Annotated in this window: 22 protein-coding genes; 1 reads left to right on the top strand and 21 read right to left on the bottom strand. The window is 73.6% G+C overall.

Annotation, left to right across the window (positions count from 1 at the left end):
* Positions 1-46 precede the first annotated feature (46 nt).
* From AC3YNX_RS16845 to AC3YNX_RS16795, 11 genes are all read right to left on the bottom strand, one after another.
* Positions 47-2,368: a ComEC/Rec2 family competence protein gene (locus tag AC3YNX_RS16845; protein WP_489996209.1), complete on the bottom strand. Its 2,322-nt coding sequence runs from the start codon at positions 2,366-2,368 to the stop codon at positions 47-49.
* Positions 2,365-3,171: a ComEA family DNA-binding protein gene (locus tag AC3YNX_RS16840; protein ID WP_489996208.1), complete on the bottom strand. Its 807-nt coding sequence runs from the start codon at positions 3,169-3,171 to the stop codon at positions 2,365-2,367. Before AC3YNX_RS16840 ends, AC3YNX_RS16845 begins: the two co-directional genes overlap by 4 nt.
* A gap of 99 nt (positions 3,172-3,270) precedes the next feature.
* Positions 3,271-3,666 (bottom strand): hypothetical protein, encoded by a 396-nt coding sequence (locus AC3YNX_RS16835; protein ID WP_489996207.1) that lies wholly within the window; start codon positions 3,664-3,666, stop codon positions 3,271-3,273.
* 248 nt (positions 3,667-3,914) lie between these two features.
* The gene (locus tag AC3YNX_RS16830) at positions 3,915-4,823 is read right to left on the bottom strand and encodes a DegV family protein (protein WP_489996206.1); all 909 of its coding nucleotides are present in this window, start codon (positions 4,821-4,823) and stop codon (positions 3,915-3,917) included.
* Between the two features lie 50 nt (positions 4,824-4,873).
* Positions 4,874-5,590, bottom strand: a complete 717-nt coding sequence (gene octT, locus AC3YNX_RS16825; protein WP_127783478.1) for a diglucosylglycerate octanoyltransferase — start codon at positions 5,588-5,590, stop codon at positions 4,874-4,876.
* Positions 5,587-6,198, bottom strand: coding sequence for a histidine phosphatase family protein (locus AC3YNX_RS16820; RefSeq protein ID WP_489996293.1), 612 nt, complete (start codon positions 6,196-6,198; stop codon positions 5,587-5,589). The genes octT and AC3YNX_RS16820 overlap by 4 nt, the downstream gene beginning before the upstream one ends.
* Positions 6,199-6,209: 11 nt before the next feature.
* Positions 6,210-6,665 (bottom strand): ribosome silencing factor, encoded by a 456-nt coding sequence (gene rsfS / locus AC3YNX_RS16815; protein ID WP_489996205.1) that lies wholly within the window; start codon positions 6,663-6,665, stop codon positions 6,210-6,212.
* A complete protein-coding gene (gene nadD, locus AC3YNX_RS16810) occupies positions 6,662-7,372 on the bottom strand; it encodes a nicotinate-nucleotide adenylyltransferase (protein ID WP_489996292.1) in 711 nt (236 codons plus the stop codon). The genes rsfS and nadD overlap by 4 nt, the downstream gene beginning before the upstream one ends.
* A gap of 119 nt (positions 7,373-7,491) precedes the next feature.
* A complete protein-coding gene (locus tag AC3YNX_RS16805; protein WP_489996204.1) occupies positions 7,492-8,937 on the bottom strand; it encodes a vWA domain-containing protein in 1,446 nt (481 codons plus the stop codon).
* A gap of 13 nt (positions 8,938-8,950) precedes the next feature.
* A complete protein-coding gene (locus tag AC3YNX_RS16800; protein WP_489996203.1) occupies positions 8,951-9,838 on the bottom strand; it encodes an AAA family ATPase in 888 nt (295 codons plus the stop codon).
* A gap of 133 nt (positions 9,839-9,971) precedes the next feature.
* Complete coding sequence (locus AC3YNX_RS16795; RefSeq protein ID WP_489996202.1) at positions 9,972-11,270, bottom strand: glutamate-5-semialdehyde dehydrogenase; 1,299 nt, start codon at positions 11,268-11,270, stop codon at positions 9,972-9,974.
* Between the two features lie 89 nt (positions 11,271-11,359).
* Between AC3YNX_RS16795 and AC3YNX_RS16790 the strand changes: the two genes are divergently transcribed.
* Positions 11,360-13,483, top strand: coding sequence for a RecQ family ATP-dependent DNA helicase (locus AC3YNX_RS16790; RefSeq protein WP_489996201.1), 2,124 nt, complete (start codon positions 11,360-11,362; stop codon positions 13,481-13,483).
* A gap of 14 nt (positions 13,484-13,497) precedes the next feature.
* On the opposite strand, the gene AC3YNX_RS16785 is transcribed toward AC3YNX_RS16790, so the two are convergent.
* The 10 genes from AC3YNX_RS16785 to ndk form a co-directional block, all read right to left on the bottom strand.
* A complete protein-coding gene (locus AC3YNX_RS16785; protein WP_127783484.1) occupies positions 13,498-14,106 on the bottom strand; it encodes a hypothetical protein in 609 nt (202 codons plus the stop codon).
* A gap of 165 nt (positions 14,107-14,271) precedes the next feature.
* Positions 14,272-15,372: a glutamate 5-kinase gene (gene proB, locus AC3YNX_RS16780; RefSeq protein ID WP_489982842.1), complete on the bottom strand. Its 1,101-nt coding sequence runs from the start codon at positions 15,370-15,372 to the stop codon at positions 14,272-14,274.
* Positions 15,373-15,374: 2 nt separating this feature from the next.
* Positions 15,375-16,829 (bottom strand): GTPase ObgE, encoded by a 1,455-nt coding sequence (gene obgE / locus AC3YNX_RS16775; protein ID WP_127783486.1) that lies wholly within the window; start codon positions 16,827-16,829, stop codon positions 15,375-15,377.
* Positions 16,830-16,976: 147 nt separating this feature from the next.
* Positions 16,977-17,252, bottom strand: coding sequence for a 50S ribosomal protein L27 (gene rpmA / locus AC3YNX_RS16770; protein WP_127783487.1), 276 nt, complete (start codon positions 17,250-17,252; stop codon positions 16,977-16,979).
* 58 nt (positions 17,253-17,310) lie between these two features.
* On the bottom strand, positions 17,311-17,619 hold the full coding sequence (gene rplU / locus AC3YNX_RS16765) for a 50S ribosomal protein L21 (protein ID WP_127783488.1): 309 nt from the start codon (positions 17,617-17,619) through the stop codon (positions 17,311-17,313).
* Positions 17,620-17,830: 211 nt separating this feature from the next.
* The gene (locus tag AC3YNX_RS16760; RefSeq protein ID WP_489996200.1) at positions 17,831-21,325 is read right to left on the bottom strand and encodes a translation initiation factor IF-2 N-terminal domain-containing protein; all 3,495 of its coding nucleotides are present in this window, start codon (positions 21,323-21,325) and stop codon (positions 17,831-17,833) included.
* A gap of 142 nt (positions 21,326-21,467) precedes the next feature.
* Positions 21,468-22,304: a TIGR03936 family radical SAM-associated protein gene (locus AC3YNX_RS16755; RefSeq protein ID WP_206518002.1), complete on the bottom strand. Its 837-nt coding sequence runs from the start codon at positions 22,302-22,304 to the stop codon at positions 21,468-21,470.
* Between the two features lie 6 nt (positions 22,305-22,310).
* On the bottom strand, positions 22,311-24,290 hold the full coding sequence (locus AC3YNX_RS16750) for a TIGR03960 family B12-binding radical SAM protein (RefSeq protein WP_489996199.1): 1,980 nt from the start codon (positions 24,288-24,290) through the stop codon (positions 22,311-22,313).
* A gap of 114 nt (positions 24,291-24,404) precedes the next feature.
* The gene (locus AC3YNX_RS16745) at positions 24,405-25,310 is read right to left on the bottom strand and encodes a DUF559 domain-containing protein (RefSeq protein ID WP_489996198.1); all 906 of its coding nucleotides are present in this window, start codon (positions 25,308-25,310) and stop codon (positions 24,405-24,407) included.
* Positions 25,311-25,446: 136 nt separating this feature from the next.
* Positions 25,447-25,857, bottom strand: a complete 411-nt coding sequence (ndk, locus tag AC3YNX_RS16740) for a nucleoside-diphosphate kinase (protein ID WP_127783491.1) — start codon at positions 25,855-25,857, stop codon at positions 25,447-25,449.
* Positions 25,858-25,916 lie beyond the last annotated feature (59 nt).

Here is a 25,916-nt window from a genome sequence, read left to right as displayed (position 1 = left end):
AACGAGGGGGCTGACTCCGGCTTCCCGAGCACCGGACCGTCCGGGCTCAGCGGGTGACCAGCGCCGGCCCGGGCAGCAAGGCGATGTCGCCCCGCTGGTCGGTACGGACAGTGGTGGCGCCCTGGCGGGCGAGGTGGTCGAGCACGCCGGCGTTGGGGTGGCCGTAGGTGTTGCCGGTGCCCACGCTGACCACCGCCAGGCGTGGGTGCACCGCGTCCAGGAACTCCGGCACGGAGAAGCGCGAGCCGTGGTGGGGCACCTTGAGCACGTCGGCACGCAGGTCGGCCCCGGAGTGCAGCAGCGCGCTCTGCCCGGACTCCTCCACGTCACCGGTGAGCAGCACCCGTCCCGCTGCCGTCCGCGCCGACAGCACCACGGAATAGTCGTTGAGCTCGGTGCCCTCATCGCCCCCCAGCGCACCGGGCACGCGGCGCACCGGCCCCAGCACGTCCAGCGTGAGCGCCGTCCCCCACTGCAGGGACTGCCCCGCGCTGAGCTGCACCACGGGCACGCCGTGGCGGTCGGCCACCTGCTGCACCTCGCGCAAGGTGCCGGCCGGCAGGTGCAGCGGGCCCAGCGCCACCGCACCCACGCTGCGTCCGGCCAGCACCCCGTCCAGGCCGTCCACGTGGTCGGCGTGCAGGTGGGTGAGCACCACCAGGGGCACCTGCTGCACCCCCAGCCGGTCCAGGCAGCCCGCGACCGCCCGCGCCTCGGGCCCGGCGTCCACCACCACCGCCTGACCCCCGCCGGTGGCCAGCGCCAGCGCGTCGCCCTGCCCGACGTCGCACATCACCATCGCCCAGCCGGGCACCGGCCACCCTGGGTGCAGCACCCGGGTGGGCACCCACACCAGCACCGCGCCGGTGACCGCGGCCAGCAGCACCACCCGCACGGCGTGGCTGCGGACGAGCACCAGCAGCACCACGGTGGCCGCGGCCATGCCCAGCGCACCCGTGGTGCCGCCCGGCACCGCTACCGCCGCCGAGGGCAGCGCCGCACATCGGTGGGCCACCTGCACCAGCCACCACACCGCCGGCCCGGCGAAGCGCACCGCCAGCTCGCCCGCCGGCGTCCAGATCGGCAGCAGCACGGTGGCCAGCACCCCAAGCACGGTGGCCGCCCCCACGGCGGGGGCAGCGAGGATGTTGGCCAGCACGGACACCACGCTCAGCTGCGCAGACAGTCCGGCGATGACGGGTGCGGTGACCGCCTGCGCGGCCAGCGGGACGGCCAGCAGCTCGGCGACCCCCGCGGGCACGCCCCGGCGACGCATCCCGTCGACCCAGCCTGGGGCCAGCAGAACCAGTCCCCCGGTGGCCAGCACCGACAGCGCGAACCCGGCGTCCACCGCCAGCTGCGGCGACACCAGCAGCAGCACCAGCACCGCCCCGGCGAGCGCGGGCAGGGCCCGCTTGCGGCGTCCGGTGACCAGGGCGAGCAAGGCGATGGCGCCCATCACCGCCGCCCGCAGCACGCTGGGCGAGGGCCGGGCCAGCACCACGAAGGCCACCAGGGCCACCGCGGCCAGCACCGCCCGGGTGCGGGGGCTCGCCCCCACCAGCCCGGTGAGCAGCAGCACCGCCCCGCAGACGATGGTGATGTTGGTGCCGGACACCGCGGTGAGGTGCGTCAGCCCAGCCGTGCGGAAGTCGTCCAGCAGCGGCTGCGGCAGCCGGGAGGTGTCCCCCACCACCAGGCCGGGCAGCAGGGCACCGGGCTCGGCGGGCAGCACCCGGGCCGCAGCGTCGCGCAGCTGGGTGCGCAACGCCCCGGCCACCCGCTGCACCCGCGGCGGTTGCCCCACCAGCTCCGGTGGGTCGCTCACCCGCACGGCGCCGACGGTGAGGTCGTTGCGCTGGGGCGGGGCCAGCCGCCCGCTCACCCGTACCTGCTGACCGGGCAGCAGGTGTTCCCAGGAGTCGGCTGGGGCCAGCAGCACCACCGCACCGTGCATCTCGGGGTAGCCCTCAGCGCTGGTCAGCTGGGCACGCACCAGCACCCGCTGCGGGGCGCCGGGGAGGGTGGCGCGCAGCAGCTTGGGGTCGTCGCTCAGCCGCACCTGCAGCTGCGCGCTCTCGCCCCGCTCCGCCGCCGCGGCCAGCGGGTGGACGTCCACCGCGTGGGTCCGCAGCGCGGTGGCGGCGGAGAACCCGGCGGTGACGGCCAGGGCGGCCAGCAGCCCGGCGGCCACGGTGCGCTCGTGGCGGCGCCACACCCACGCGATCCCGCCCAGCGCCAGGGCGGCCACCACCGCTGATGCCTGCCAGCCCGCGAGCAGGCCCAGCAGCACCGCCGCCCAGGCGCAACCAGCGCTGGGCAGCAGCCGGACGTCGAGCCGCTCGGTGGGAGCAGCACTGGTGGTCACACTGTGACCAGCGGCGTCAGCTGGGCCAGCCGCGCCGGGCCGATGCCGCTGACCTCGGAGAGCTGGTCCACGCTGCGGAAGCTGCCGTTCTTGGTGCGCCAGTCCAGGATCGCCTTGGCCATCACCGGGCCCACCCCGGGCAGGTCCTCCAGCTCGGCGGCGCTGGCGGTGTTGAGGTTCACCAACCCGGGTGTGCTGGACGGGTCAACGGCCGGGCCCGCGGAGGAGCCGGCAGACGTGCCGCCGCTGACCGGCGCGCTGCCCGGCGGCGGGACGATGCCCACCAGGATCTGCTGGCCGTCGGTGAGCGGTTGAGCCAGGTTCAGCGCCACCAGGTCGGTGCCGGGCAGCGCCCCACCGGCGCCCGCGAGCGCGTCGGCCACCCGCGCTCCTGGCGCCACCGTGACCAGTCCGGGGTTGCGCACTCGGCCGGCCACGCTCACCACCAGCGTGGTGGGGGCCGCGCTCGCGGCCGGTGCGCTGCTGGGTGCGCCGGCCGCCACCGGGGCCAGCGCCACTGCCGGAGCGGACGGCACCACCTCCGGGACCGGGCGGTCGCGCCACACCCCGACAGCCGCGAGCACCGCTGCCGCGGCGGCCACCGCGGCGAGGGCGAGCGCGCCGTGGCGGCCGGAGTCGACTCGCGCACCCTGCCAGCGGGTGGGCAGCCACTTCTCCCGCCAGCCGCGTGGGGTGGGTAGTGGCTCGTCGTCTGGGGTGGCGGATGGCTCGTCCGAGGCAGCTGGCGTGGTGATGCGCCCGAGCCGGTGGCGGCTGCGCTGGTTCTGCTCACGGGACGGCACGCCTGCTGACGCTAGGGACGCACAGCCCGCTCGGGACCGGTGTCCGAGGCCGCTGTGGACCACCTGCACCGATGTGCACAACCAGCCAGGCGTGCTGCGCTACTGCGCCGGTCGCGCAGGCGAGTCACGTCGCCCGCACCTAACATCACCCAAACACGACAAGGGAATTGAGATGAACATGCGACACCTGGCGGCCTCCTTGGCTGCAGTGGCACTGCTGGCCGCTGGATGCAGCAGCAGTGCGCCCACGGCCCCGTCGCCGACCACCGAGGCGCCGTCGGTGGCGCCTTCCAGCACGATGCCCAGCACCCCCACCCCGCCTGCGACGACGCCTCCCGCACCGACGGCGGTGTACACGCCGCCACCGGTCAGCACCACCGGCACCCTGCCGCCCGCCAAGGCCCCGGCCCCCACCACCCGCAAGCCGCCCACCACCAAGGCCCCGGCCACCACCACGCGCAACCGGCCTGCCACCAAGGCCCCGGCCAGCATCACGCGCCCCCGTGTCGCAACACCACCACCCACCACGCAGGAGTGGACCCAACCGTCCTGCCCACCTGGCACTGAGTGGAGCAACTTCGGATCGGTGTGCCTCACCAAGGCGCAGATAGCCGAGATGCTTCGACTGGAAGGCCTCTGCGGCGGGGGTGGCGGCACGCTCGCCGAGTGCGGACCAGGCCAGCGGTCCGATGGCACCCCGCGCACCAATTGAGGGCCGACCGCTCCCCGCGGGCATGCTCTGACTACTGCTCCGGGTCTCCGGCGCCGCCGGGGCAGACCACCACGCCGACCATGCCCGGCCCCAGGTGCGCACCCACCACGGCGCCGACCTGCGACTCGTAGACCTCGGTGAGGTGCGGGATGCGCTGCTTGAGCTGCTCCACCAGCGTGGCGGCCCGGTCGGCCGCACCCAGGTGGTGCACCGCCACGGCGGTGGGCTCGTCGCCGGCGGCCTCCACCGCGATGTCGGCCAGCCGCGCCAGCGCCCGCGAGGAGGTGCGCACCTTCTCCAGCACCTGGATGCGCCCGTCCACCACGTGCAGCAGCGGCTTCATCGACAGCGCGGTACCCAGCAGGGCGGCGGCGGTGCCGATGCGGCCCCCGCGACGCAGGTGCTCCAGGGTGTCCACGCACAGCAGGGTTCGGCAGCGCGAGGCCACGTCCACCGCGGCGGCGTAGGCCTCCCCCAGGCTCTTGCCGGCGGCGGTGGCGCGGGCGGCGGCGAGCACCGGAAAGCCCAGGCCCATCGCCGCGGAGCGGGAGTCGACCACCCGCACCTCCACGTCGGGATGCTCCGCGCCGAGCTGCTCGGACGCCAGCCGCGCCGCCTCCCAGGTGCCGGAGAGGTGCTGGGACAGGTGCAGCGCCAGCACGCCGTCGGTGCCACCGGCGGAGGTGCCGCGCGCGGCGCGCAGGTAGGCCTCGCGCAGCTCGGTGGGGGTGCAGCGGGAGGTGGTGATGGTGGGCCGGCGGCGCACGCCGTGGCGGCCCTGGGTGAGCGCGGCGGCGAGCTGGTCGGCGTCGAAGTCCACCCCGTCCAGGTGCGGCTCGTCGTCCACCGACAGGTGCAGCGGCACCACAGTGATCCCGTGTCGCTCCGCCACCCCGGGTGGGAGGTAGGCGGTCGAGTCGGTCACCACGGCCGCATGCACAGGTCAGACCTTAGTGCCTCACCGCGGTGAACAGGGCAGGCACGGGCAGCTCAGGGACGGGTGGTGGCCCGGATCTCGGCGAGCACCGCGTCGGCCACCGCGCGGTGACCCTCCCAGCCCCAGTGCATGCCGTCGGGGTTGCAGCGGCCCGCCTCGACGTGCGGGCCCACGGCGGCGGCCAGGTCCACCAGCGGGACGTCGCGCTGGGCCGACCACGAGCGCAGCGCTCGCTCGGCGGCGGGACGGCCCCGGTGCACGCCGCCGTAGGCGGCGGAGCGGTGCACCGAGGGCAGCGTGCCGATGACGGGCAGGTCAGGGCGCAGCGCCACCAGGGCGGCGCGGCACTGCTCCAGGTACTCCACGCTCAGCCGCGGCGGCAGCGCCACCGGCCGGCCGAGTCGGGACAGGTGGGGCTGCGCGGCCGTGTAGGCCTGGCGCACCACCCGGCGCAGCGCGGGCGGGCGCAGGTAGCGCAGCTGCTCGCGCAGCGCGGTGGGCAGCGGCGAGGGCAGGGTGTCCATGCCCCCCACGGCCAGCACCACCGCGGCGGCGTCGGGCACGGCCGCCCACACCCGTGGGTCCTGGGTGATGGCCCACCACACGTCGCGGGAGGTCCAGCCGATGCGCGCCACCAGCTCCAGCCGCCAGCCCAGCTCGTCGGCCACCAGGTTGGGCCAGATCTGCGGGTGGTCGGCAGGGTGGGCGGTGCGGGGACCGTGGTGGGCCAGGGAGTCGGCGAACACCAGCAGCACCGGCTGCTCGCTCACACCACGCCCGCGTTCCAGGCGTCCAGCCGCCACTGCCCGTCGGCGCGGGTGCTCAGCTCGGCCCAGCGGGCGTTGCCCAGCGACCCCAGCGTGGACCAGCTGTCCCGCGGCAGGCCCAGCAGCGCAGCGGTGAGGGCCAGGATCAGCCCGCCGTGGGCCACCAGCACCACCGGGTGCGCGTCCCAGGTGCTCGGCTCGATCTCCTGCACCACGGCCACGCTGCGCGCGGCCACCTGCTCCTTGCTCTCCCCGCCTGGCGGCACGTAGCGGACGTCGGTGCGCCAGTGCCCCAGCCCACCGGGCCAGCCCTGCTCCACCTCCGAGTGCGTCAGCCCCTGCCACTCGCCCAGGAACGTCTCCCGCAGCCGCGGGTCGTGGCGCAGCGGCACGTCCACCAGGTCCACCAGATGGCGGGCGGTGTCCGCGGCGCGGGTGAGGTCGGAGGAGATCACCAGGCCGGGCTTGCGCTCGGCCAGCACCTGCGCCGCCGCAGCGGCCTGGCGCACCCCCAGCGGGTTCAGCTCGGTGTCGAGCTGGCCCTGCATGCGGCTGGTGGCGTTGTAGCTGGTCTCCCCGTGGCGCAGCAGGATCAGGCGGCGCTTGATCAGGGGACGGCCGCTCACTGCCCGTTCAGCAGGTCGTTCAGGCGCTGGGTCTCGGTGCGCTCGTCGTCGGCGTCGCCGTAGACCTCCTCCTCGGCGTCCTCCGGGGTGTGTGCGGCCGCGTCGAACTCGATGACCGGGCAGTCCTTCCAGAGCCGCTCCAGGCCGTAGAAGCTGCGCTCCTCCACGTGCTGCACGTGCACCACCACGTCGGTGAAGTCGAGCAGGACCCAGCGGCCCTCCTTGGTGCCCTCGCGGCGCACCGGCTTGACGCCGTGCTTGCGCAGGTCCTCCTCCACCTTGTCCACGATGGCGTTGACCTGGCGCTCGTTGCGCGCCGAGGCGATGACGAAGCAGTCGGTGATGACCAGCTGGTCGGAGACGTCGAGGACGACGATGTCGGTGGCGATCTTCTCGGCCGCCGCGGCGGCGGCCACGAGGGCCACCTCGCGGGCGGTGTCGGTGGCAGTCACTGCGGGAGCTCCAGGTTGTTCGGGTCGTGCGAATGGTCTGTGTGGGTAGCGGCCCCGTTGTCGTGCGGCACGCGGGGCGCGCGGCTCGGCACGGGGTCGGAGGTGCGGCTGGTGCCGTCGGCGCGCGGACACTCGGCCGGCCGGTAGAGGTTGCGCTTGGAGATGTACTGCACCACGCCGTCGGGCACCAGGTACCAGACGGGCCGGCCCTGTCCGGCGCGCTCGCGGCAGTCGGTGGAGGAGATGGCCATGGCCGGGATCTCCACCAGGGTCAGCTGGCCCGGCGCGAGGTGCGTCAGGTGCTTGGCCTCCAGCGCGTAGCCCGGACGGGTGACCCCGACGAAGCGGGCGAGGTCGAACAGCTCCTCCACCCGGTGCCAGGACAGGATCGCCTCCAGCGCGTCGGCGCCGGTGATGAAGTAGAGCTCGGCGTCGGGGTGCTGGGCCTGCAGGTCGCTGAGGGTGTCCGCGGTGTAGGTGACCCCGGCCCGGTCGATGTCCACCCGGCTGACCGAGAACTGCGGGTTGGACGCCGTGGCGATCACCGTCATCAGGTAGCGGTCCTCGGCCGGGCTCACGTCGGTGTGCGCCTTCTGCCAGGGCTGGCCGGTGGGCACGAACACCACCTCGTCCAGCCCGAACCGGTGGGCGACCTCGCTGGCCGCCACCAGGTGCCCGTGGTGGATGGGGTCGAACGTGCCGCCCATCACCCCGAGCTTGCGTCGGGCGGGCGCGGAGGTGGACACGACGCCACATCCTAGTGCGTCGCCCGCGGCCTGGTCCCGGCGCTGGTCGCGGGGCACTCCCGTGCTGTTCGTGGCCGACCTCAGACCGGCAGCAGGCGGGAGACGACGGCGGCGAGCTGCTCGGCGGTGCGGCACTCGTGCATCGGCACCACCGCGGCGTAGTCGGTGGCCGCGGAGTCCCCACTGCCCCACTGCGACTGCGGCTCGGGGTTGAGCCAGTAGGCGTGCTTGGCCACCGAGTCCAGCCGCCGCAGCACGGCAAGGTTGGGGTCGCGGTAGTTGGTGCGCCCGTCGCCGAGGATCAGCAGCGAGGAGCGCGGGGTGAGGGCGTCGCCGAACTGCTCGGCGAAGGTGCCCAGCGCGTGGCCGTAGTCGGAGTGCCCGTCGTAGGTGACCAGCTGGGCCTCGTGGGTCATCCGGGTCATCGCCTGGGCCAGGTCGGCGCCGCCGGCGAAGTACTGGGTGACCTCGTCGGTGGTGTCCACGAAGGCGAAGATGCGCACCCGGGAGAACTGCTCGCGCAGCGCGTTGACCAGCAGCAGGGTGAAGTGGCTGAACCCGGCCACCGAGCCGGAGACGTCGCACAGGATGACCAGCTCGGGACGGCCCGGCCGCGGCTTGCGCTGCTCGAGCTTGAGCGGCACTCCCCCGGTGGACATGGACTTGCGCATGGTGCGGCGCATGTCGATGGTGCCGTGGCGGCTGCGGCGCCGGCGGGCGGCCAGGCGGCTGGCCAGGCGCCGCGCCAGCGGGGTGACGGTGCGCCGCAGCTCGGCCAGCTCGTCGCTGCGGGCGCGCAGGAAGTCGACCTGCTCGGCGATGCGCGGCACCGAGGAGGCGGCCACCTTCTCCTTGCCCACCCGCTCGGCAGTGCGTCGGCGCACCTCCTCCTCCACCGCACGGCGGAACTCGGCGATGCGCTCGCGGGCGGTGCGCCTGGCGATCTCGCTGTCGAAGTCGCTGGCCTCGGCCACACCCTCGGGCCCGCCCAGCAGGCCCTCCAGGATCTGGGCCAGCAGCGTCTCCGGGCTGATGCCGCGCAGCGCCTGGTAGGCGGAGTAGGCGGGGCCGCTGCGGGTCTCGTAGCGCCCCATCTGCTCGGCCACCTCGCGGGCGAGCAGCCGCATCAGCTCGCGGCTCTCCGCGGAGCCGTCAGCGAGGAAGTCGGCCAGCAGGTCGCGGATGGCGTCGGTGTCGATGTCCCCCTGCTCGTCGCGGGGCAGCTCGGTGTCCACCGGCCGCTCGGCGCGGTCGCCGATGACCGCGGGAAACCACAGGTCGAACAGGCTGTCGTAGGTGCGCCGGTGGGTGGGCCGCCGCAGCAGCGCGGCGGCCAGGCCCTCCCGCAGCGCCTCCCGGTCGAGCAGGTCGAGCACGCTCATGACCTGGCCGGCGTCCACCGTCTCCGACGGTCCGACCCCGATCCCCCTGGCGCGCAGTGCCTCGACGAAGCTGACGAGGTGCCCGGGCAGCCCGTGTGGGGCCGCGGGACGGTCCGCGGCGAGCCACGGGGGTCGGCTGGTCATGGTCTCGGCCCTCTCAGTTGAGCCGCAGCTCGCCGGCGGCACGCTGCTGGTCGCTCTGGTGCTTGAGCACCACGCCCAGGGTGGAGCGCACGGCCGCGTCGTCCAGGGTGTCGATGCCCAGTGCCAGCAGTGTGCGCCCCCAGTCGATGGTCTCGGCGACGGAAGGCAGCTTCTTCAGCTGCATGCCGCGCAGCACCCGCATGGTGCGCACCAGCTGCTCGGCCAGCGCCTCGGGCAGGTCGGGCACCCGGCTGGCCAGGATGCGTCGCTCCAGGTCGGCGTCGGGGAAGTCCAGGTGCAGGAACAGGCAGCGCCGCTTGAGGGCCTCGGACAGCTCCCGGGTGGCGTTGGAGGTGAGCACCACGAACGGCTTGCGGGTGGCGGTGATGGTGCCCAGCTCGGGCACCGTGACGGCGAAGTCGCTGAGCACCTCCAGCAGCAGGCCCTCGATCTCCACGTCGGCCTTGTCGGTCTCGTCGATGAGCAGGACGGTGGGCCCGGTGCGCCGGATGGCGGTGAGCAGCGGACGGCTGAGCAGGAACTCCTCGGAGAACACGTCGGTCTGCAGCGCCTCCCAGTCGCCGCCGCCGGCCTGGCCGGCCTGGATGCGCAGCAGCTGCTTGGCGTGGTTCCACTCGTAGAGCGCGCGGGCCTCGTCCACACCCTCGTAGCACTGCAGCCGGATCAGCTCGGAGCCCGTGGCCTGCGCGACGGCGCGGGACAGCTCGGTCTTGCCCACCCCGGCGGGGCCCTCGATCAGCAGCGGCTTGCCCAGGCGGTCAGCCAGGAACACCGTGGTGGCGGTGGCCTTGTCGGCCAGGTAGCCGGTGGTGGCCAGCTTCGCCATCACGTCGTCGACGGAGCTGAACAGGGGCGGGGTGGTGGGGAGTACGCGGTCCACGCGGGGCCTCTCGGTCGGGTGCTGGTGGTGGCGATCAGTGTCGTTGTCGGCGAGGCCGTTGCGCGAGAGTCACTCCCGGACGTGCCCGTCGCCCTGGAACATCATCCCCGGACGTGCCCGTCGCCCTGGGACATCATTCCCGGACGTGCCCGTCCCCCCAGGCGATCCACTTGGTCGACGTCAGCTCCGGCAGTCCCATCGGCCCGCGGGCGTGCAGCTTCTGGGTGCTGATGCCGATCTCCGCGCCGAAGCCGAACTGCTCGCCGTCGGTGAACGAGGTGGAGGCGTTCACCATCACCGCGGCGGCGTCCACCCGGGCGGTGAACTCCCGGGCCGCGGCCAGGTCGGTGGTGACGATGGCCTCGGTGTGGCCGGTGCCGTAGCGGTCGATGTGGCGCACCGCGGCGTCCAGGTCGTCCACCACCGCGAGCGCGACGTCCATGCTGAGGTACTCCTCGGCCCAGTCGGCCTCGGTCACCGGCACCATGCCGGCGCCCTCGCCGTGCACGGTCACCCCGGCCTCGCCCAGCGCGGCCAGCAGCTGGGGCACCGCGACGTCGGCGACGGCACGGTCGACCAGCACCGTCTCCGCGGCGTTGCACACGCTGGGGCGGCGGGTCTTGGCGTTGAGCACGATGCGCTGCGCCATGTCCAGGTCGGCCGCGGCGTGCACGTAGACGTGGCAGTTGCCCACCCCGGTCTCGATGGTGGGCACCAGGGCGTCGCGCACCACGGCGGCGATCAGCCCGGCCCCGCCCCGGGGGATCACCACGTCCACCAGCCCGCGGGCCTGGATGAGGTGCGTGACGCTGGCCCGGTCGGACGCCGGCAGCAGCTGCACCGCGTCGGCGGGCAGGCCCTGCGCGGCCAGCGCCTCCCGCAGCACCTGCACCAGGGCGGCGTTGCTGTGCGCGGCCGAGGACGAGCCGCGCAGCAGGACGGCGTTGCCGGACTTCAGGCACAGCCCGGCAGCGTCCACGGTGACGTTGGGCCGCGCCTCGTAGACGATGCCGACCACCCCCAGGGGGACCCGCTGCTGGCGCAGCTCCATCCCGTTGGGCAGCGTCGACCCGCGCAGCACCTCCCCCACCGGGTCGGGCAGCCCGGCCACCTGGCGCAGCCCGGCCGCCACGCCCGCCACCCGCTCGTCGGTCAGCCGCAGCCGGTCCAGCAGTCCCTCGCTCATGCCGGCCGCACGACCGGCGGTGAGGTCGGCCTCGTTGGCCGCCAGGATCTGCGGGGTGGCGGCCAGCACAGCATCGGCGGCGGCGTGCAGCGCAGCGTCCTTGTCGGCGCGGGTGAGCAGGGCCAGCGTGCGGCTGGCCACCCGCGCGCGGCGGGCGGCCTCGTGCACGGTCTCGCGGAGGTCCTCGCTGGTGTGCGACACGGCGTCGGTGGCCTCAGCGGCCTGAAGATCGGTAGCCACGGTCATGACCCCAGCCTATGGCAGAACACCGTCGCGATCCCGCTCTCGTGTGCACCCCCACGGGAACCGTCGGGCTCGGCGGGCACCATGGGGCCATGACCACCTCCACCGTCCCCGCCGGCACCACCGAGCTGCGCGCCCAGGCTGAGCAGCTGCTGCAGCGCCTCGCCGGCGAGGGGGCGGTGCTGCGGGAGGACCAGTGGGTGGCCATCGAGGCCCTGGTGGTGCAGCGCCGCCGCGCCCTGGTGGTGCAGCGCACCGGCTGGGGCAAGTCGGCCGTGTACTTCCTGGCCGCCTCCCTGCTGCGCAGCCGCGGCTCGGGCCCCACCGTCATCGTCTCCCCGCTGCTGGCCCTGATGCGCAACCAGGTCGCCGCCGCCGAGCGCGCCGGGGTGCGGGCGGCCACCATCAACTCCGGCAACGTCACCGAGTGGGACGAGGTGCGCGCCCAGGTCACCGCGGGTGAGCTGGACGTGCTGCTGGTGAGCCCGGAGCGGCTGAACAACCCCGACTTCCGCGAGCAGGTGCTGCCCTCGCTGGCCGCCAACGCGGGCCTGGTGGTGGTGGACGAGGCGCACTGCGTCTCCGACTGGGGCCACGACTTCCGCCCCGACTACCGCCGCATCCGCACCCTGCTGGCCGACCTGCCCGACGGCGTCCCGGTGCTGGCCACCACTGCCACCGCCAACGACCGGGTGGTGGCCGACGTGGCCAGCCAGCTCGGCGTGGGCGGCGGCGACACGCTGGTGCTGCGCGGCGGGCTGGACCGGGAGTCGCTGCACCTGTCGGTGGTGCACGTGGACGGCTCCCAGCGACGCGCCGCGTGGCTGGCCCAGCACCTGGACCAGCTGCCCGGCTCGGGCATCATCTACACCCTCACCGTCTCCCAGGCCGAGGAGCTGGCGGGCCACCTCACCGACCAGGGCCACACCGTCGCCGCGTACACCGGGCGCACCGACGCCGCCGAGCGCGAGTCGCTGGAGGCCGACCTGCTCGGCAACCGGGTGAAGGCACTGGTGGCCACCTCGGCGCTGGGCATGGGCTTCGACAAGCCCGACCTCGGCTTCGTGGTGCACCTGGGGGCACCGGCCTCGCCCATCGCCTACTACCAGCAGGTGGGCCGCGCCGGCCGCGCCAGCGCCCGCGCCGAGGTGATCCTGCTGCCCGGCGCCGAGGACCGCGACATCTGGGCCTACTTCGCCTCGCTGGCCTTTCCCGCCGAGCCGGTGGTGCGCTCGGTGATCGAGGCCCTGTCCGCGGCGAGCAAGCCGCTGTCCACCGCCGCCCTGGAGCCGCTGGTGGAGCTCAACCGCAGCCGCCTGGAGATGGTGCTCAAGGTGCTCGACGTCGACGGCGCCGTGCAGCGGGTGCGCGGCGGCTGGATCGCCACCGGCGCCGACTGGTCCTACGACGCCGCCCGCTACGAGCACCTGGCTGCTGCGCGGGCCACCGAGCAGCAGGCGATGCTGGACTACCAGCGCACCACCACCTGCCGGATGGACTTCCTGCGCCGCCAGCTCGACGACCCGGAGCTGGGCAGCGAGCCGGTGGCCTGTGGGCGCTGCGACGTGTGCTGCGGACCCACCTGGTCACCGGAGGTGGACGCCAGCGCCGCCCAGGCCGCCCGCGCCCGGCTGGACCGCCCGGGCGTCGACCTCGCTCCGCGCAAGCTGTGGCCCACCGGCATGTCCCGTCTCGGCGTGGACCTCAGCGGGAAGATCACCCAGGGTCCGCAGCCGGGCAAGGCGCTGGGCCGGCTCACCGACCTGGGCTGGGGCCAGCGGCTGCGGCCGCTGCTCGCCGGCCCCGACGCCGAGGTGAGCGAGGAGGTGGTGCAGGCCTGCGTGCAGGTGCTCGCCGCCTGGGACTGGGCGCAGCGCCCGGTGGCCGTGCTCAACCTGGACTCCGGCAGCCACCCGGTGCTGCTGCGCAGCCTGGCTGCGCGGCTGGCATCGGTGGGGCGGCTGCGCGACCTGGGGGTGCTGCGCTACCGGGAGGGGCACGTGCCGCCGTCAGCCGCCAACTCCGCGCACCGGGTGGCCGGGCTGTGGGACGCCTGGGACACCAGCAGCGTGCCCGGTCTGGCCGAGCTCGACGGCCCGGTGCTGGTGGTGGACGACCTGCTGGACACCGGCTGGACCATGGCCATGGCCGCGCGCACCCTGCTGGCTGCCGGCGCCCCCGCGGTCCTGCCGCTCACCCTGGGCAGCGTGGCCTGAGCCGAGCGGCTGGGTCAGGCCTGCACGTTGGTCAGCGCCATGCCCGCCACCGCCGCGAGCGCCCCGGGGGCCTGCTCGGGGGTGACGCTGCCGGGAGCCATGGACACCAGGATGGCGTAGGTGCCGGTGGCGGCCACCAGCACGGGGCCGTCGGGCAGGGCCAGGTAGCTGGCGTTCATCCGCCCGATGGTCAGCGGCACGGCCTCCACCCCGGGGGTGCGGCGCGCCTCCACCGTGACCGGGACCCGCACCGCGGCCGCGGCCACGTCGGTGTAGGCGGTGAGGCTCACCTCGAGGGCGTACGTGCCTGCGGGCGAGGGAATCCCGTAGCTGCAGGTGACCCGCCCGGTGAGCCCGATGTCCGGGTTGGGCACGCCCACCAGCGTCTTGACCACCGCTGACAAGGGCATGCCCAGAGCGGCGTCCAGCTGGTCGCCGTTCATGAGGTCCTTGCAGCTGGTGGGCAGGCCCTCCTTGGTCAGCTGGGCGGTAGCCGGCGGCGGCGTGGCCGAGGTGGTGGCCGGGAACGTGGGCACCACCGGCGCCGCGACGGGGGAGACCAGCGAGCACCCGCCCGCCAGCACCGCGATCGCCGCCACACCGATTGCCAACCCTGCCCGCATGGTGCCGATGTTAGACGCGGACACGCCCGTCCACCCCTCGCCACGCGGCCCGTGCACATACCGTGACCTGCGGGGGTCTCAGGTCACAAAGTGGTGACACCTGGTGAGTCGATGTGGCTCTAAGTGATCAGCGCCAGGCGCTCTGCGGCACCGGACCTGGTGAGATCAGGCCCGCACGAGGTCGTCGGCGTGCACCACCGGCCGACGCAGCTCGGGGGGCAGCTGAGACGCTGGGACGCCCACCATCCCGGCCAGCTCGGCGGCGTCGAAGGCGACCACGCCACGGGCCACCGGAGTGCCGTCGGGTCCGATCAGCCGGACCACGTCGCTGGCGTGGAAGTCGCCCTTGACGGCCGTGATCCCCGGCAGCAGCAGCGAGCGGCGCCCGTCGATGACGGCGCTGACCGCACCGGCGTCGAGGCAGATGCTGCCCGAGGTCTCCGCGGCGTAGCGCACCCAGAACCGGCGGGCGGAGAGCCGTCGAGCGCGAGCGGCGAAGGCGGTGCCCACCTGGGCGTCGCCGAGGGCCTCCGGGGCCTGTGCCGCCGAGGCCAGCAGCACCGGGACCCCGGCGTCGGCGGCCAACCGGGCGGCGGTGAGCTTGGAGGCCATCCCGCCCGTGCCCAGGGTGCCCCCGGAGCCGGCCACCACGCCGTCCAGCTCCGCGCCGTCGGCGCTCACCTCGCGGATGAGGGTGGCCCCGCCCTGGCGCGGGTCTCCGTCGTAGAGCCCGGCGACGTCCGACAGCAGCACCATGGCGTCGGCGCTGACCAGGTGCGAGACCAGCGCGGCGAGGCGGTCGTTGTCGCCGAAGCGGATCTCGGCGGTGGCCACGGTGTCGTTCTCGTTGACGATGGGCACCACGCCCAGCACCCGCAGCCGGTCCAGGGTGCGCTGGGCGTTGCGGTGCTGGGAGCGCCGGGCGACGTCCTCGGCGGTGAGGAGCACCTGCCCCACCGTGCGTCCGTAGCGGGCGAACGAGGTGCGCCAGGCCTGCACCAGCTCGAGCTGGCCCACCGCGGCCGCGGCCTGCTGGGTGGCCAGGTCGCGCGGACGCGCCCGCAGACCCAGCGGGGCGATGCCTGCGGCGATGGCGCCGGAGGAGACCACCAGCACGTCCGAACCGGCAGCCATCCGGGCCTCGAGGGCGTCCACCAGCCGGTCGAGGCGCTCCAGGTCGAGGCCCCCGCTGAGGCTGGTCAGGCCCGAGGACCCGATCTTGACCACGACACGACGGGCGGCCGCAACAGCATCCCGGGTCTGCACGGCTAGCTCATGCCCTCCACGTCGAGCCCACGACGCACGCGGTGGGCAACCTTGCGCTCGGCCGCACCGATCCGCTCGTCGGCGTCGATGCGGATGTCGGTGCCGCGACCGGTGCGGGTCATGGCGATGCCCGCAGGAGTGGACGGCTCCCAGTCGAAGGTGACGTCGCCGATGGTCACCGACGATCCCGGCACCGCCCCCATCTTGGCCAGCTTGTCCTCCACGCCCAGCCGGGCCAGGCGGTCGCCCAGGTAGCCCACGGCCTCGTCGTTGTCGAACTGCGTCTGGCGGATCCACCGCTCGGGGCGGGTGCCGCGGACAATGAAGCCGTTCTCGTCCTCGGGGTCGTGCTCCACGGTGAACCCCTTGTCGTCCACTGCCGTCGGGCGCAGGACGGTGCGGGTGGGCGCCGCCGGCGGGTGCGCCGTGCGGTAGGCCTCCACGGCCTTGCCCAGCGCGAAGACCAGCGGGCGCAGTCCCTCGTGGGTGGCCGCGGAGATCGCGAACACCGGCCACTGCCGAGCCTTGAACTCCTCGCTGACCATCTCGGCCAGCTCGGCTGCCTCGGGCACGTCGACCTTGTTCAGCACCACGATGCGGGGCCGGTCGGCCAGGTCGCCCAGGCTGACGTCGGTGGTCAGCGCGGAGCGGTAGGCGGCCAGCTCGGCCTCGAGGGCGTCCACGTCGGAGATGGGGTCGCGCCCCGGGTCCAGGGTGGCGCAGTCCACCACGTGCACCAGCACGGCGCAGCGCTCCAGGTGGCGCAGGAACTCCAGGCCCAGCCCGCGGCCCTGGCTGGCACCGGGGATGAGGCCGGGCACGTCGGCCACGGTGAAGGTGGTGTCGCCGGTGGTCACCACGCCCAGGTTGGGCACCAGGGTGGTGAAGGGGTAGTCGGCGATCTTCGGCTTGGCCGCCGAGAGCACCGAGACCAGCGAGGACTTGCCGGCGGAGGGAAACCCGACCAGGCCGACGTCGGCCACCGACTTGAGCTCGAGCACCAGGTCGCGGGTGATGCCGGGCTCGCCCAGCAGCGCGAAGCCGGGAGCGCGGCGGGCCTTGGAGGCCAGCGCGGCGTTGCCCAGTCCCCCACGACCGCCCTGCGCGGCGACGAAGCGACTGCCCACGCCGACCAGGTCGGCGAGCAGGTTGCCGTCGGGATCGAGGACCACGGTGCCGTCGGGCACGGGCAGGATCAGGTCCTCACCGCGTGCCCCGTCCCGGTGGCTGCCCATGCCCTGCTTGCCGCGCTCGGACTTGACGTGCGGGTGGTGGTGAAAGTCCAGCAGCGTGTGCACGTTGGGGTCGACGACGAGCACGACGTCGCCACCGCGTCCACCGTTGCCACCGTCGGGACCACCGAGGGGCTTGAACTTCTCCCGGTGCACGGAGGAGCAGCCGTTGCCACCGTCTCCGGCAGAAACATGCAGGACCACACGATCGACGAATCGGGACATCGGGCCCTCCTAACCTGTGCGAGTGCGGATCCGGAGCCCGCGCCGGAGGCGGCGGGTCGGACCCTGATGAGACAACGGCGGGGACGGGCGGGGTTGCTCCCCCTGCCCGTCCCCGCCGTCGTCAGGACGTGTGTTGCGTGGTGAAGCTCAGACCGCTGCCGTCTCGAGTGCCTCGACGGGCACGATGTTGACGGTCTTGCGGCCACGCTTGCGGCCGAAGAGCACCGAGCCGGCGGCAAGCGCGAACAGGGTGTCGTCACCGCCGCGGCCGACGTTGTCGCCCGGGTGGAAGTGCGTGCCACGCTGGCGGACGATGATCTCGCCGGACTTGACGACCTGGCCGCCGAAGCGCTTCACGCCCAGGTACTGAGCGTTCGAGTCGCGACCGTTGCGGGAGCTGGAAGCACCCTTCTTGTGAGCCATGGAGCGTCCCTCCTGGGGGAAGTCTGGGCAGGGGCTGCGAGCACCTGCTCCGGGTGACCTACTTGCTGATGTTGGTGACCTTGACCACGGTCAGCTTCTGGCGGTGGCCCTGGCGCTTGTGGTACCCGGTCTTGTTCTTGAACTTGTGGATCCGGATCTTGGGGCCCTTGGTGTGCTCCACCACCTCACCGGTGACGGAGGCCTTGGCCAGCGCGCCGGCGTCGGTCGTGACGTCGGAGCCATCGACGAGCAGCAGCGCGGGCAGCGCGATCTCCACGCCCGGGGCTCCGTCGAGCTTCTCGACCTCAACAAGGTCACCAACGGCGACCTTGTACTGCTTGCCACCGGTCTTGACGATCGCGTACATCGGAGGGCTTCTCCTGTTGCTCGTTCGAACTCTGGCCGCGCCCGCCTCGAGGGTCGGAACGCGCATCTGGGTCAGTGTCGGTCTTCCTCCGACATCGCGTGCGCCTAGGCGCAGGCGCGCGACAACGACGCCACCAAAAGGTGACCGGCCAAGGTTACGGGGCGTGCACCGGCGGGGTCAAACCGCCTCCCCGCAACCTTGGCCCAGCGCACTACTGCTCTTCCACCGGCGGTCCCGCAGGGCGGGCCGCCGCACGACGGCGCCTCGGCCGGGTGGCCGTGGCAGGGGCTGCCACGGCGGTGGCGGCGGCTGCTGAGCCACCCGCTTCCCCGGGCTCCGCCTCGGACGGGGCCGGTGCGCTCGCCGCAGGGGCGGGCTCGGCCGGGGCAGGGGCGGGCGCCGCAGGGGCGGGCTCGGCCGGGGCAGGGGCGGGCGCCGCAGGGGCGGGCTCGGCCGGGACAGGGGCGGGCGCCGCAGCGGGCACCACGATCGGTTCCACCGGCGTGCTGAGCGCCTCGGGGGCCGCGGTGGGCCGGGAGGCCCGTCGCGCCCTGCTGCGCCGCGGTGGGCTCGCCACGGGAGCCGGCTCCACGCCGTTGCGGTCGGCCTGCTCCACCTGCTCCACCGCCTGGGTGGCCTCAGCCACCTCAGCGGCCACGGGCTCGACAGTGGTGGTGCTCGGTTCCACCGCGGGCGCCGGAGCGGCCTCGGAGGCGACCACCACCGGCTCCAGGTCCACCGCGGCCGGGGCTGCGGTGGGCCGGGAGGCACGGCGCGAGCGGCTGCGGCGCGCCGGCGCCTTCACCTCGGCCTGCTCCGCCTGCGGGTGCTCGATCACGGCAGGCTCGGCCTGGCTCGACTCGGCCTGGGCCGGCTCGGCCGCGGTCTGCTGGGCCTGGGTCGACCCAGCCTGCTCGGTGCTTTCCGGCTGGGGTGCGACCGCGGCAGCTGCCGCGCTCTGCTCCACCGCAACGGGCTCGGTCGCCGCCACCTCGGCCAGCTCCGGCTGCGGCGCGGTCGACTGTGCGGTGGCGGTCTGCGCCTTGGCCGACGACGCCGGGATCAGCGCGGCGGGCCAGGGCTCCTTGACGGTGGGCACCACGGCGGGCTTGGGCGCCGGCGGCTGCTGCTTGGGCTGGCTGGGCTGGTTGTCGCCACCCTTGCCCCGACGCGAGCGCCGTCCGCTGTCGCCGTGCACGTGCTCCGACTCGTGCGCCACCACCGGCTCGTCCTGCACGATCACGCCACGGCCGTGGCAGTGCTCGCAGGGGGTGGAGAACTCCTCGATGAGACCGGCACCCATGCGCTTGCGCGTCATCTGCACCAGGCCGAGCGAGGTGACCTCGGAGACCTGGTGGCGGGTGCGGTCGCGGCCGAGGCACTCGGTGAGGCGGCGCAGCACCAGGTCGCGGTTGCTCTCCAGCACCATGTCGATGAAGTCGACGACGATCATGCCGCCGATGTCGCGCAGGCGCATCTGCCGCACGATCTCCTCGGCAGCCTCCAGGTTGTTGCGCGTCACCGTCTCCTCGAGGTTGCCCCCGGCGCCGGTGAACTTGCCCGTGTTGACGTCGACCACGGTCATCGCCTCGGTGCGGTCGATCACCAGGGTGCCGCCGGAGGGCAGCCACACCTTGCGGTCCATCGCCTTGGCCAGCTGCTCGTCGATGCGGTACGCGGTGAACACGTCCACGTCCCCGCTGTAGCGCTCGACGCGCTCGGCCAGGTCGGGTGCAACCTCGTTGACGTAGCCCTCGACCACGTCCCAGACGGAGTCACCGGCCACGACCAGCTTGCTGAAGTCCTCGTTGAACTGGTCGCGGACCACCTTGAGCAGCAGGTCGGGCTCCTCGTAGAGCGCGACCGGGTTGGTGGACTTGGCCTCCATCGCCGCGGTGGCCTTGGTGTTGATGGCGTCCCACTGCGCCCGCAGCCGCTCGACGTCGGTGGTGAGCTCCTCCTCGCTGACCCCCTCGGCCGCGGTGCGGATGATCACCCCAGCCTCGGCGGGCACGATGCGCTTGAGGATCTCCTTGAGGCGCTTGCGCTCGGTGTCGGGCAGCTTGCGGCTGATGCCGGTGGAGCCACCGCCGGGCACGTACACCAGGAAGCGGCCGGGCAGGCTGATCTGCGTGGTGAGCCGGGCACCCTTGTGGCCCACCGGGTCCTTGCTGACCTGCACCACCACGTTGTCGCCGGAGTGCAGCGCCTGCTCGATCTTGCGGGACTTGCCGCCGAGGCCGGCGGCGTCCCAGTCGACCTCGCCGGCGTAGAGCACGCCGTTGCGACCGCGGCCCACGTCGATGAAGGCGGCCTCCATGCTGGGCAGCACGTTCTGCACGCGGCCCAGGTAGATGTTGCCCACCATCGCCGAGGAGCTGGCGCTGGTGACGAAGTGCTCCACCAGGATGTCGTCCTCGAGCACGGCGACCTGCGTCTGCTTGCCGCGCTCGCGCACCACCATCTTGCGGTTCACGGCCTCGCGGCGGGCGAGGAACTCCGACTCGGTGAGGATCGCGGGGCGGCGGCGGCCGGCGTCACGGCCGTCCCGACGGCGCTGCCGCTTGGCCTCCAGCCGGGTGGAGCCGGTGATGCCCTGCACCTGGTCGCTGCTGGCCTCGCGACCCTGCCGGCTCTTGCCGCGGCTGCGGGGCTCGCGCTCGTGCACCACGGTGTTGGGCGGGTCGTCCTCGCGGTTGTCGCCGGAGTCCTCACCGCTGGCGTCGCCGCCCTGGCCACCGCTCTTGCGGCGACGACGGCGACGGCGACGGCTGCCGGTGCCGTCCTCGCTGCCGGAGTCGTTGTCGGCGTCGGTGCCCTGGTCGTCAGCGCCCTGGTCGTCGCTGCTCGTGTCCGCGTCGTCGGCACCCGTCTCGATCTTGTCGGCGTCGCCGGTCGACTGCTCGTCCGAGCTGGTCTCGCTGGCGGGATCCACGTCGGTCTTGTCCGCTGCCGCTCGGCCGCCGCGGGAGCGGCCACCACGAGAGCGACCACCACGAGAGCGACCACCACCGGAGCTCTCGGACTCCTCCTCGGCGACCTCCGGCTCCACGGCCTGGGGCTCGGGCGCACTGGTCTCGGCCTGAGCCTCGGCGGTGTCGTCGCCGTCGTGGCCCGAGTCGTCGCCGTCGTTGTCGTCGTAGCTGTCCTCGCCCTGCGGGCCCCGGCCCCGGCCACGGCCACGACGACCGCGGCGGCGGCGCTTGGGGGCGTCGTCGTCCTCGTCTCCGCCGGTGACGGCCGGGGCGTCGGTGGTGGCCTCGGTGACCGCGGCGGCCGCTGCCTCCTCGACCTCCTCCGGCACGTCCTGCGGCACCGCGGGGGCGGCGGGACGGCTCGCCCGGCGACGCGGCGGTGCCTTGACCACCTCGGGCTGGATGAACAGCGGGGCGGCGACCGGCCGGGCCGGGGCGCGGGTCTCGGCGATCGCGGGCTCGGGCTGCGCGGGCTCGGCCTGCGCGGGTGCTGCCGGTGCCGGCTCGGCGACCGGTGCCGCCGCGACGTCGGCGCCGGGGTTGAGCTCGGCGCGCACCTGCTCGGCGACGTCGCGGTTGATGCTCGACTGGGCCGAGCGCACCGGGGCGCCGAGCTTGTCGAGCGCGGCGGCGACGGCCTTGCTGGTCACCCCCAGCAGCTTGGCCAGGGCGTGCACGCGCATCCGCGCAGGCAGCTCGTCAGTGTTCTGGGGCGGCACGTTCTCGGCCACGTTGTTCTCCTCGGCCCCCGGGCGCGTCCACCGTTGAGGTGTCACGCGGCCACGCGGGGGCTACTCGTCCGTATCCGACCACCTGCGGGGGTCGGCAGTGCAGGTCGTGCCAGTTCTGGCGCTGTAAAAGGTGGTGCCGTTGTCACTTAACACTTGGTTCGGTGACGTGCGACTCGTGCTGCCCCGCGTGCTGCGACCCTGTGGGATCGTCCTGCACCCGGTCAGGCGCGAAAGGATCGCCGAGCGTCCTGTCGTCATCGTCGAGCGGACCCTGCGCCAACCGGGTTGCCTTGACAGGCACGGTCGGCACCAGATCAGCGACGACGAGCAGCGCGCTCATGACGTCATCGGGTCGCACCGCAGGACTTGTCTGCCGCACGACTGCCCTTATTGTCCCACACTGACGGCCAGGCGCCATGTCCCCTGCAGGTGTGGACGGCGTTTCGTCCTCCGGCACCGCCATGCTGACCACTGCCCCACGGGCGTCGAGCTGGCGGCGACCGTCCTTGGTGAGCCGTTCCACCATCGCGGTCTCCTGGGCGAGGAACTTCTCCACCGCCGCGCGCAGCGCCGCCGGCGCCACCCCCTCGACCGCGATCTCCCACAGGCTGGCGTGGATGCGCTCGGGCAGCGAGCCGGTCACCGCCGTCACCGCGTCGATCACGTCCAGGCCCGGCGGCAGCGCCTTGTCCACCTCGTGGGCGAGGACCTGCGGGTCCACCACCCGCACCAGCGACATCTCCACGTACTCGGCCTCGCTGGCCACCCCGGTCGGCGCGGCGCCCACCCAGGAGATCTTGGGGTGGGGGTTGAAGCCCTGCGAGTACGCCATCGGCACCCCGGCCCGGCGGATGGCGCGCTCGAAGGCACGGGCCACGTCGCGGTGGGACGTGAAGCGCAGCCGGCCGCGCTTGGTGTAGCGCAGCCGCACCTTCTGGACGGGCGGGGCGGAGGGGTTGGGTTCGTGCTGCTTGGCCACGGGCGATCAGCCGGCCAGCGCGGGGTTGGTGATGGGGCTGCCGACGCTGACGGGGGCGATCGGGATGAGCGTCTTGCCGGTGGGGCCCACCTCGATGTCGGTGCCCATGGACGGGCACACGCCGCAGTCGAAGCACGGCGTCCAGCGGCAGTCGTCCTGCTCCTCGGAGTTGAGCGCGTCCTCCCAGTCAGCCCAGAGCCACTCCTTGTCCAGCCCCGAGTCCAGGTGGTCCCAGGGCAGCACCTCGGTGCGCTCGCGCTCGCGGGTGGTGAACCAGTCCAGGCTCACTCCCAGCGGGGTGAGCTCCTCGGCGGCAGCGTCCACCCAGCGGTCGTAGGAGAAGTGCTCGCTCCAGCCGTCGAAGCGGCCGCCGTTGCGCCACACCCGCTCGATGACGCGGCCCACCCGGCGGTCGCCGCGGGAGAGCAGTCCCTCGATCAGGCTGGGCTTGCCGTCGTGGTAGCGCATGCCGATGGCGCGGCTCATCTTGCGGTCCGCACCGACCTCGGCGCGCAGCTTGCGCAGCCGGTCGTCCACCACGTCGGGGTGGCACTGCGCCGCCCACTGGAACGGGGTGTGCGGCTTGGGCACGAACCCCCCGATGGAGATGGTGCAGCGGATGTCCTTGTGCCCGGCCGCCTCGCGCCCGGTCTTGATGACCTCGCGGGCCATCCGGCCGATCTGCAGCACGTCCTCGTCGGTCTCAGTGGGCAGCCCGCACATGAAGTACAGCTTCACCTGCCGCCAGCCGTTGGCGTAGGCGGTGGAGACGGTGCGGATGAGGTCTTCCTCGCTGACCATCTTGTTGATGACCTTGCGGATGCGCTCGCTGCCGCCCTCGGGGGCAAAGGTCAGCCCGGAGCGGCGGCCGTTGCGGGAGATCTCGTTGGCCAGGTCCACGTTGAAGGCGTCGACGCGGGTGGAGGGCAGGCTCAGGCCGGTGCCGGTGCCCTCGTAGCGGTCGGCCAGGCCCTTGGTGACGTCGGCGATCTCGGAGTGGTCGGCGCTGGACAGGCTGAGCAGGCCCACCTCGTTGTAGCCGGTGGCGGCCAGGGACTGCTGCACGATGGCACCGATGCCCTCGATGGAGCGCTCGCGGACCGGACGGGTGATCATCCCGGCCTGGCAGAAGCGGCAGCCGCGGGTGCAGCCACGGAAGATCTCCACGCTGGCCCGCTCGTGCACGGTCTCCGCCAGCGGCACCAGCGGCTTCTTCGGGTAGGGCCAGGCGTCGAGGTCCATGGTGGTGCGCTTGAACACCCGGTAGGGCACGCGGGGGTCGGTGGGCACCACGCGCTGGATGCGGCCGTCGGGCAGGTAGTCCACGGCGTAGAAGCGCGGCACGTACACGCCGCCAGTCTCGGCCAGGCGCAGCAGCAGCTCCTCGCGCCCGCCCGGGGAGCCCTCCTCCTTGTGGGCGCGGATGATCTCGGTGATCTCCAGCACGGCCTCCTCCCCGTCGCCCAGCACCGCGGCGTCGATGAAGTCCGCGATGGGCTCGGGGTTGAACGAGGCGTGCCCGCCGGCGAGCACGATGGGGTGGCGCTCGTCGCGGTCGGCGGCGTGCAGCGGGATGCCGGACAGGTCCAGCGCGGCGAGCAGGTTGGTGTAGCCGAGCTCGGTGGAGAAGCTGACGCCGAGCACGTCGAAGTCGATGACGGGGCGGTGGCCGTCCACGGTGAACTGGGGCACGCCGGCCTCGCGCATGAGGACCTCGAGGTCGGGCCACACGGCGTAGGTGCGCTCAGCGAGAACGTCATCCATCTCGTTGAGCAGCTCGTAGAGGATCATGACGCCCTGGTTGGGCAGGCCGACCTCGTAGGCGTCGGGATACATCAAGGCCCAGCGGACGGCGGTGTCGTTCCACTCCTTGAGGCTGGCGTTGAGCTCACCGCCGACGTACTGCACAGGCTTGGACACGCGGGGAAGCAGCGGTTCCAGCTCGGCGAAAACGGACGCACCAGGCGTACGGGTGGTAGTACTCATGGTCCCCAGGGTAGATGGGGCGTCTGCAAGTACCACCCACTGCGGGCAGCAGGGTCTGCAACTACCACCAAGCCAGAGACCCGGGTCTCCCCCGGCCGAGCCGCAGCCCTGTGCTCAGGTGCCGGCGCGGGCCAGCGCCCGACGGACGGTGTCGACGAAGCGCTCGGTGTCGTGCACCACGTCCCACCAGGTGAAGCGCAGCACGCGCCAGCCGGCCGCCTCCAGGGCGTTCTGCCGGAACCGGTCGCGCAGGATCGCCTCGGGCGCGGAGTGCACCGAGCGTCCGTCGAGCTCCAGGCCCAGCCGCAGCTGCGGGTAGCCGCCGTCCAGCCGGCCGATCAGCCGCCCGTCGGCGTCGTGCACCTCCAGCTGCGCCACCGGCAGGGGCACCTGCGCGTCGGCCAGGGCGAGACGGCTGGCGGTCTCCAGGATCGACTCGGCCAGCCCGTCCGCCTGCCCGATCCGCTCGGCGGCCCTCGCCTCCCCCGGCCCGCCGCGGCGCACCTCGACGGTGGCCCGCAGCTGCGCACGGGTGAGCAGCCCGCGGCGCAGCGCGTCGTCCACGCACCACACCGCCTCCCGCCGAGGCAGGGTCGCGCACAGGTCGAACACCGTGCGCGCGACGCTGGTCAGCTGCACCCCGCCGACCAGCTCCACGTCGCCCAGCGCCAGGGCGCGGCTGTGGAAGTGCAGGTCGCGGCGGCGGATGCGGCGCTGCTCCCGGCGGACGGTGACGTGCTCGGCGGCCGGGCGGTCCGGCACCGCGAGGTCGTGCACCCGCGCCGCGGTCTGGTGGCTGGCGACGGCGTCGAGCACCCCGCTGGAGAGCACCGCGGCACGGGCCCTGCCCAGCGCGGTGGGCGGGTGCGCGCGGGCGCAGTAGACCCCGCGCTGCACCCGATACATCCGCCCGGTGCGCAGCGCCACCACGAGGTGGTCGGGATCCACGCCCTCGGTGAGCACCTGCTCGCGCAGGATCAACCCGTCGGGCGCCGTGTACGGCTTCCACCACTGCTCCATGCGGCAGAGGCTCGCACCCCGGCGCGCGGCGCTCGGGGGTCGTCCGGCGGCTGTGGAGGACGCACCGCGGTGTGCACAACGCTGGGTAGCGGTTGCAGACCGGTCTCGGCGCGGATGGTGGTACTTGCAGACGCCCCTAGAGCTCGGGGAACCAGAGCGCGATCTCCCGCGCGGCGCTCTCCGGGGAGTCTGACCCGTGCACGATGTTCGACTGCGTCTCCAGCGCCAGGTCGCCGCGGATCGACCCGGGCGCGGCCTTCTCCACCGGGTCGGTGCCACCGGCCAGCTGGCGGAACGCCGGGATCGCCCGGGGGCCCTCCACCACCGCGGCCACCACGGGCCCGGAGGTGATGAACTCCAGCAGCGACTCGTAGAAGCCCTTGCCCTCGTGCTCGGCGTAGTGCGCCGCGGCCAGGTCACGGGCCACCGGCACCATCTTCAGCGCCGCCAGGGTCAGCCCCTTGCGCTCGATGCGGGCCAGCACCTCGCCGGTGAGCCCGCGGGCTACGCCGTCGGGCTTGATCAGGACCAGGGTGCGCTCGCTCACGGGGTGCTCTCCTCAGCTGGGCCCGTGCAGCCACGCCGGACGCGGGTGGACGGGGGTGG

It is taken from the genome of Rhodococcus sp. Z13_19A (assembly GCF_058133575.1).
This window is presented reverse-complemented; position numbering and strand designations above follow the sequence as displayed.

Coding starts and splice junctions, on each gene's coding strand:
- nadD (WP_489996292.1), bottom strand. CDS start 7,372: ATGGGCGGCACGTTCGACCCCATCCACCACGGGCACCTGGTGGCGGCC.
- AC3YNX_RS16805 (WP_489996204.1), bottom strand. CDS start 8,937: ATGACCAGCCGACCCCCGTGGCTCGCCGCGGACCGTCCCGCGGCCCCA.
- AC3YNX_RS16795 (WP_489996202.1), bottom strand. CDS start 11,270: ATGACCGTGGCTACCGATCTTCAGGCCGCTGAGGCCACCGACGCCGTG.
- AC3YNX_RS16790 (WP_489996201.1), top strand. CDS start 11,360: ATGACCACCTCCACCGTCCCCGCCGGCACCACCGAGCTGCGCGCCCAG.
- AC3YNX_RS16785 (WP_127783484.1), bottom strand. CDS start 14,106: ATGCGGGCAGGGTTGGCAATCGGTGTGGCGGCGATCGCGGTGCTGGCG.
- obgE (WP_127783486.1), bottom strand. CDS start 16,829: ATGTCCCGATTCGTCGATCGTGTGGTCCTGCATGTTTCTGCCGGAGAC.
- rpmA (WP_127783487.1), bottom strand. CDS start 17,252: ATGGCTCACAAGAAGGGTGCTTCCAGCTCCCGCAACGGTCGCGACTCG.
- rplU (WP_127783488.1), bottom strand. CDS start 17,619: ATGTACGCGATCGTCAAGACCGGTGGCAAGCAGTACAAGGTCGCCGTT.
- AC3YNX_RS16750 (WP_489996199.1), bottom strand. CDS start 24,290: ATGAGTACTACCACCCGTACGCCTGGTGCGTCCGTTTTCGCCGAGCTG.
- AC3YNX_RS16745 (WP_489996198.1), bottom strand. CDS start 25,310: ATGGAGCAGTGGTGGAAGCCGTACACGGCGCCCGACGGGTTGATCCTG.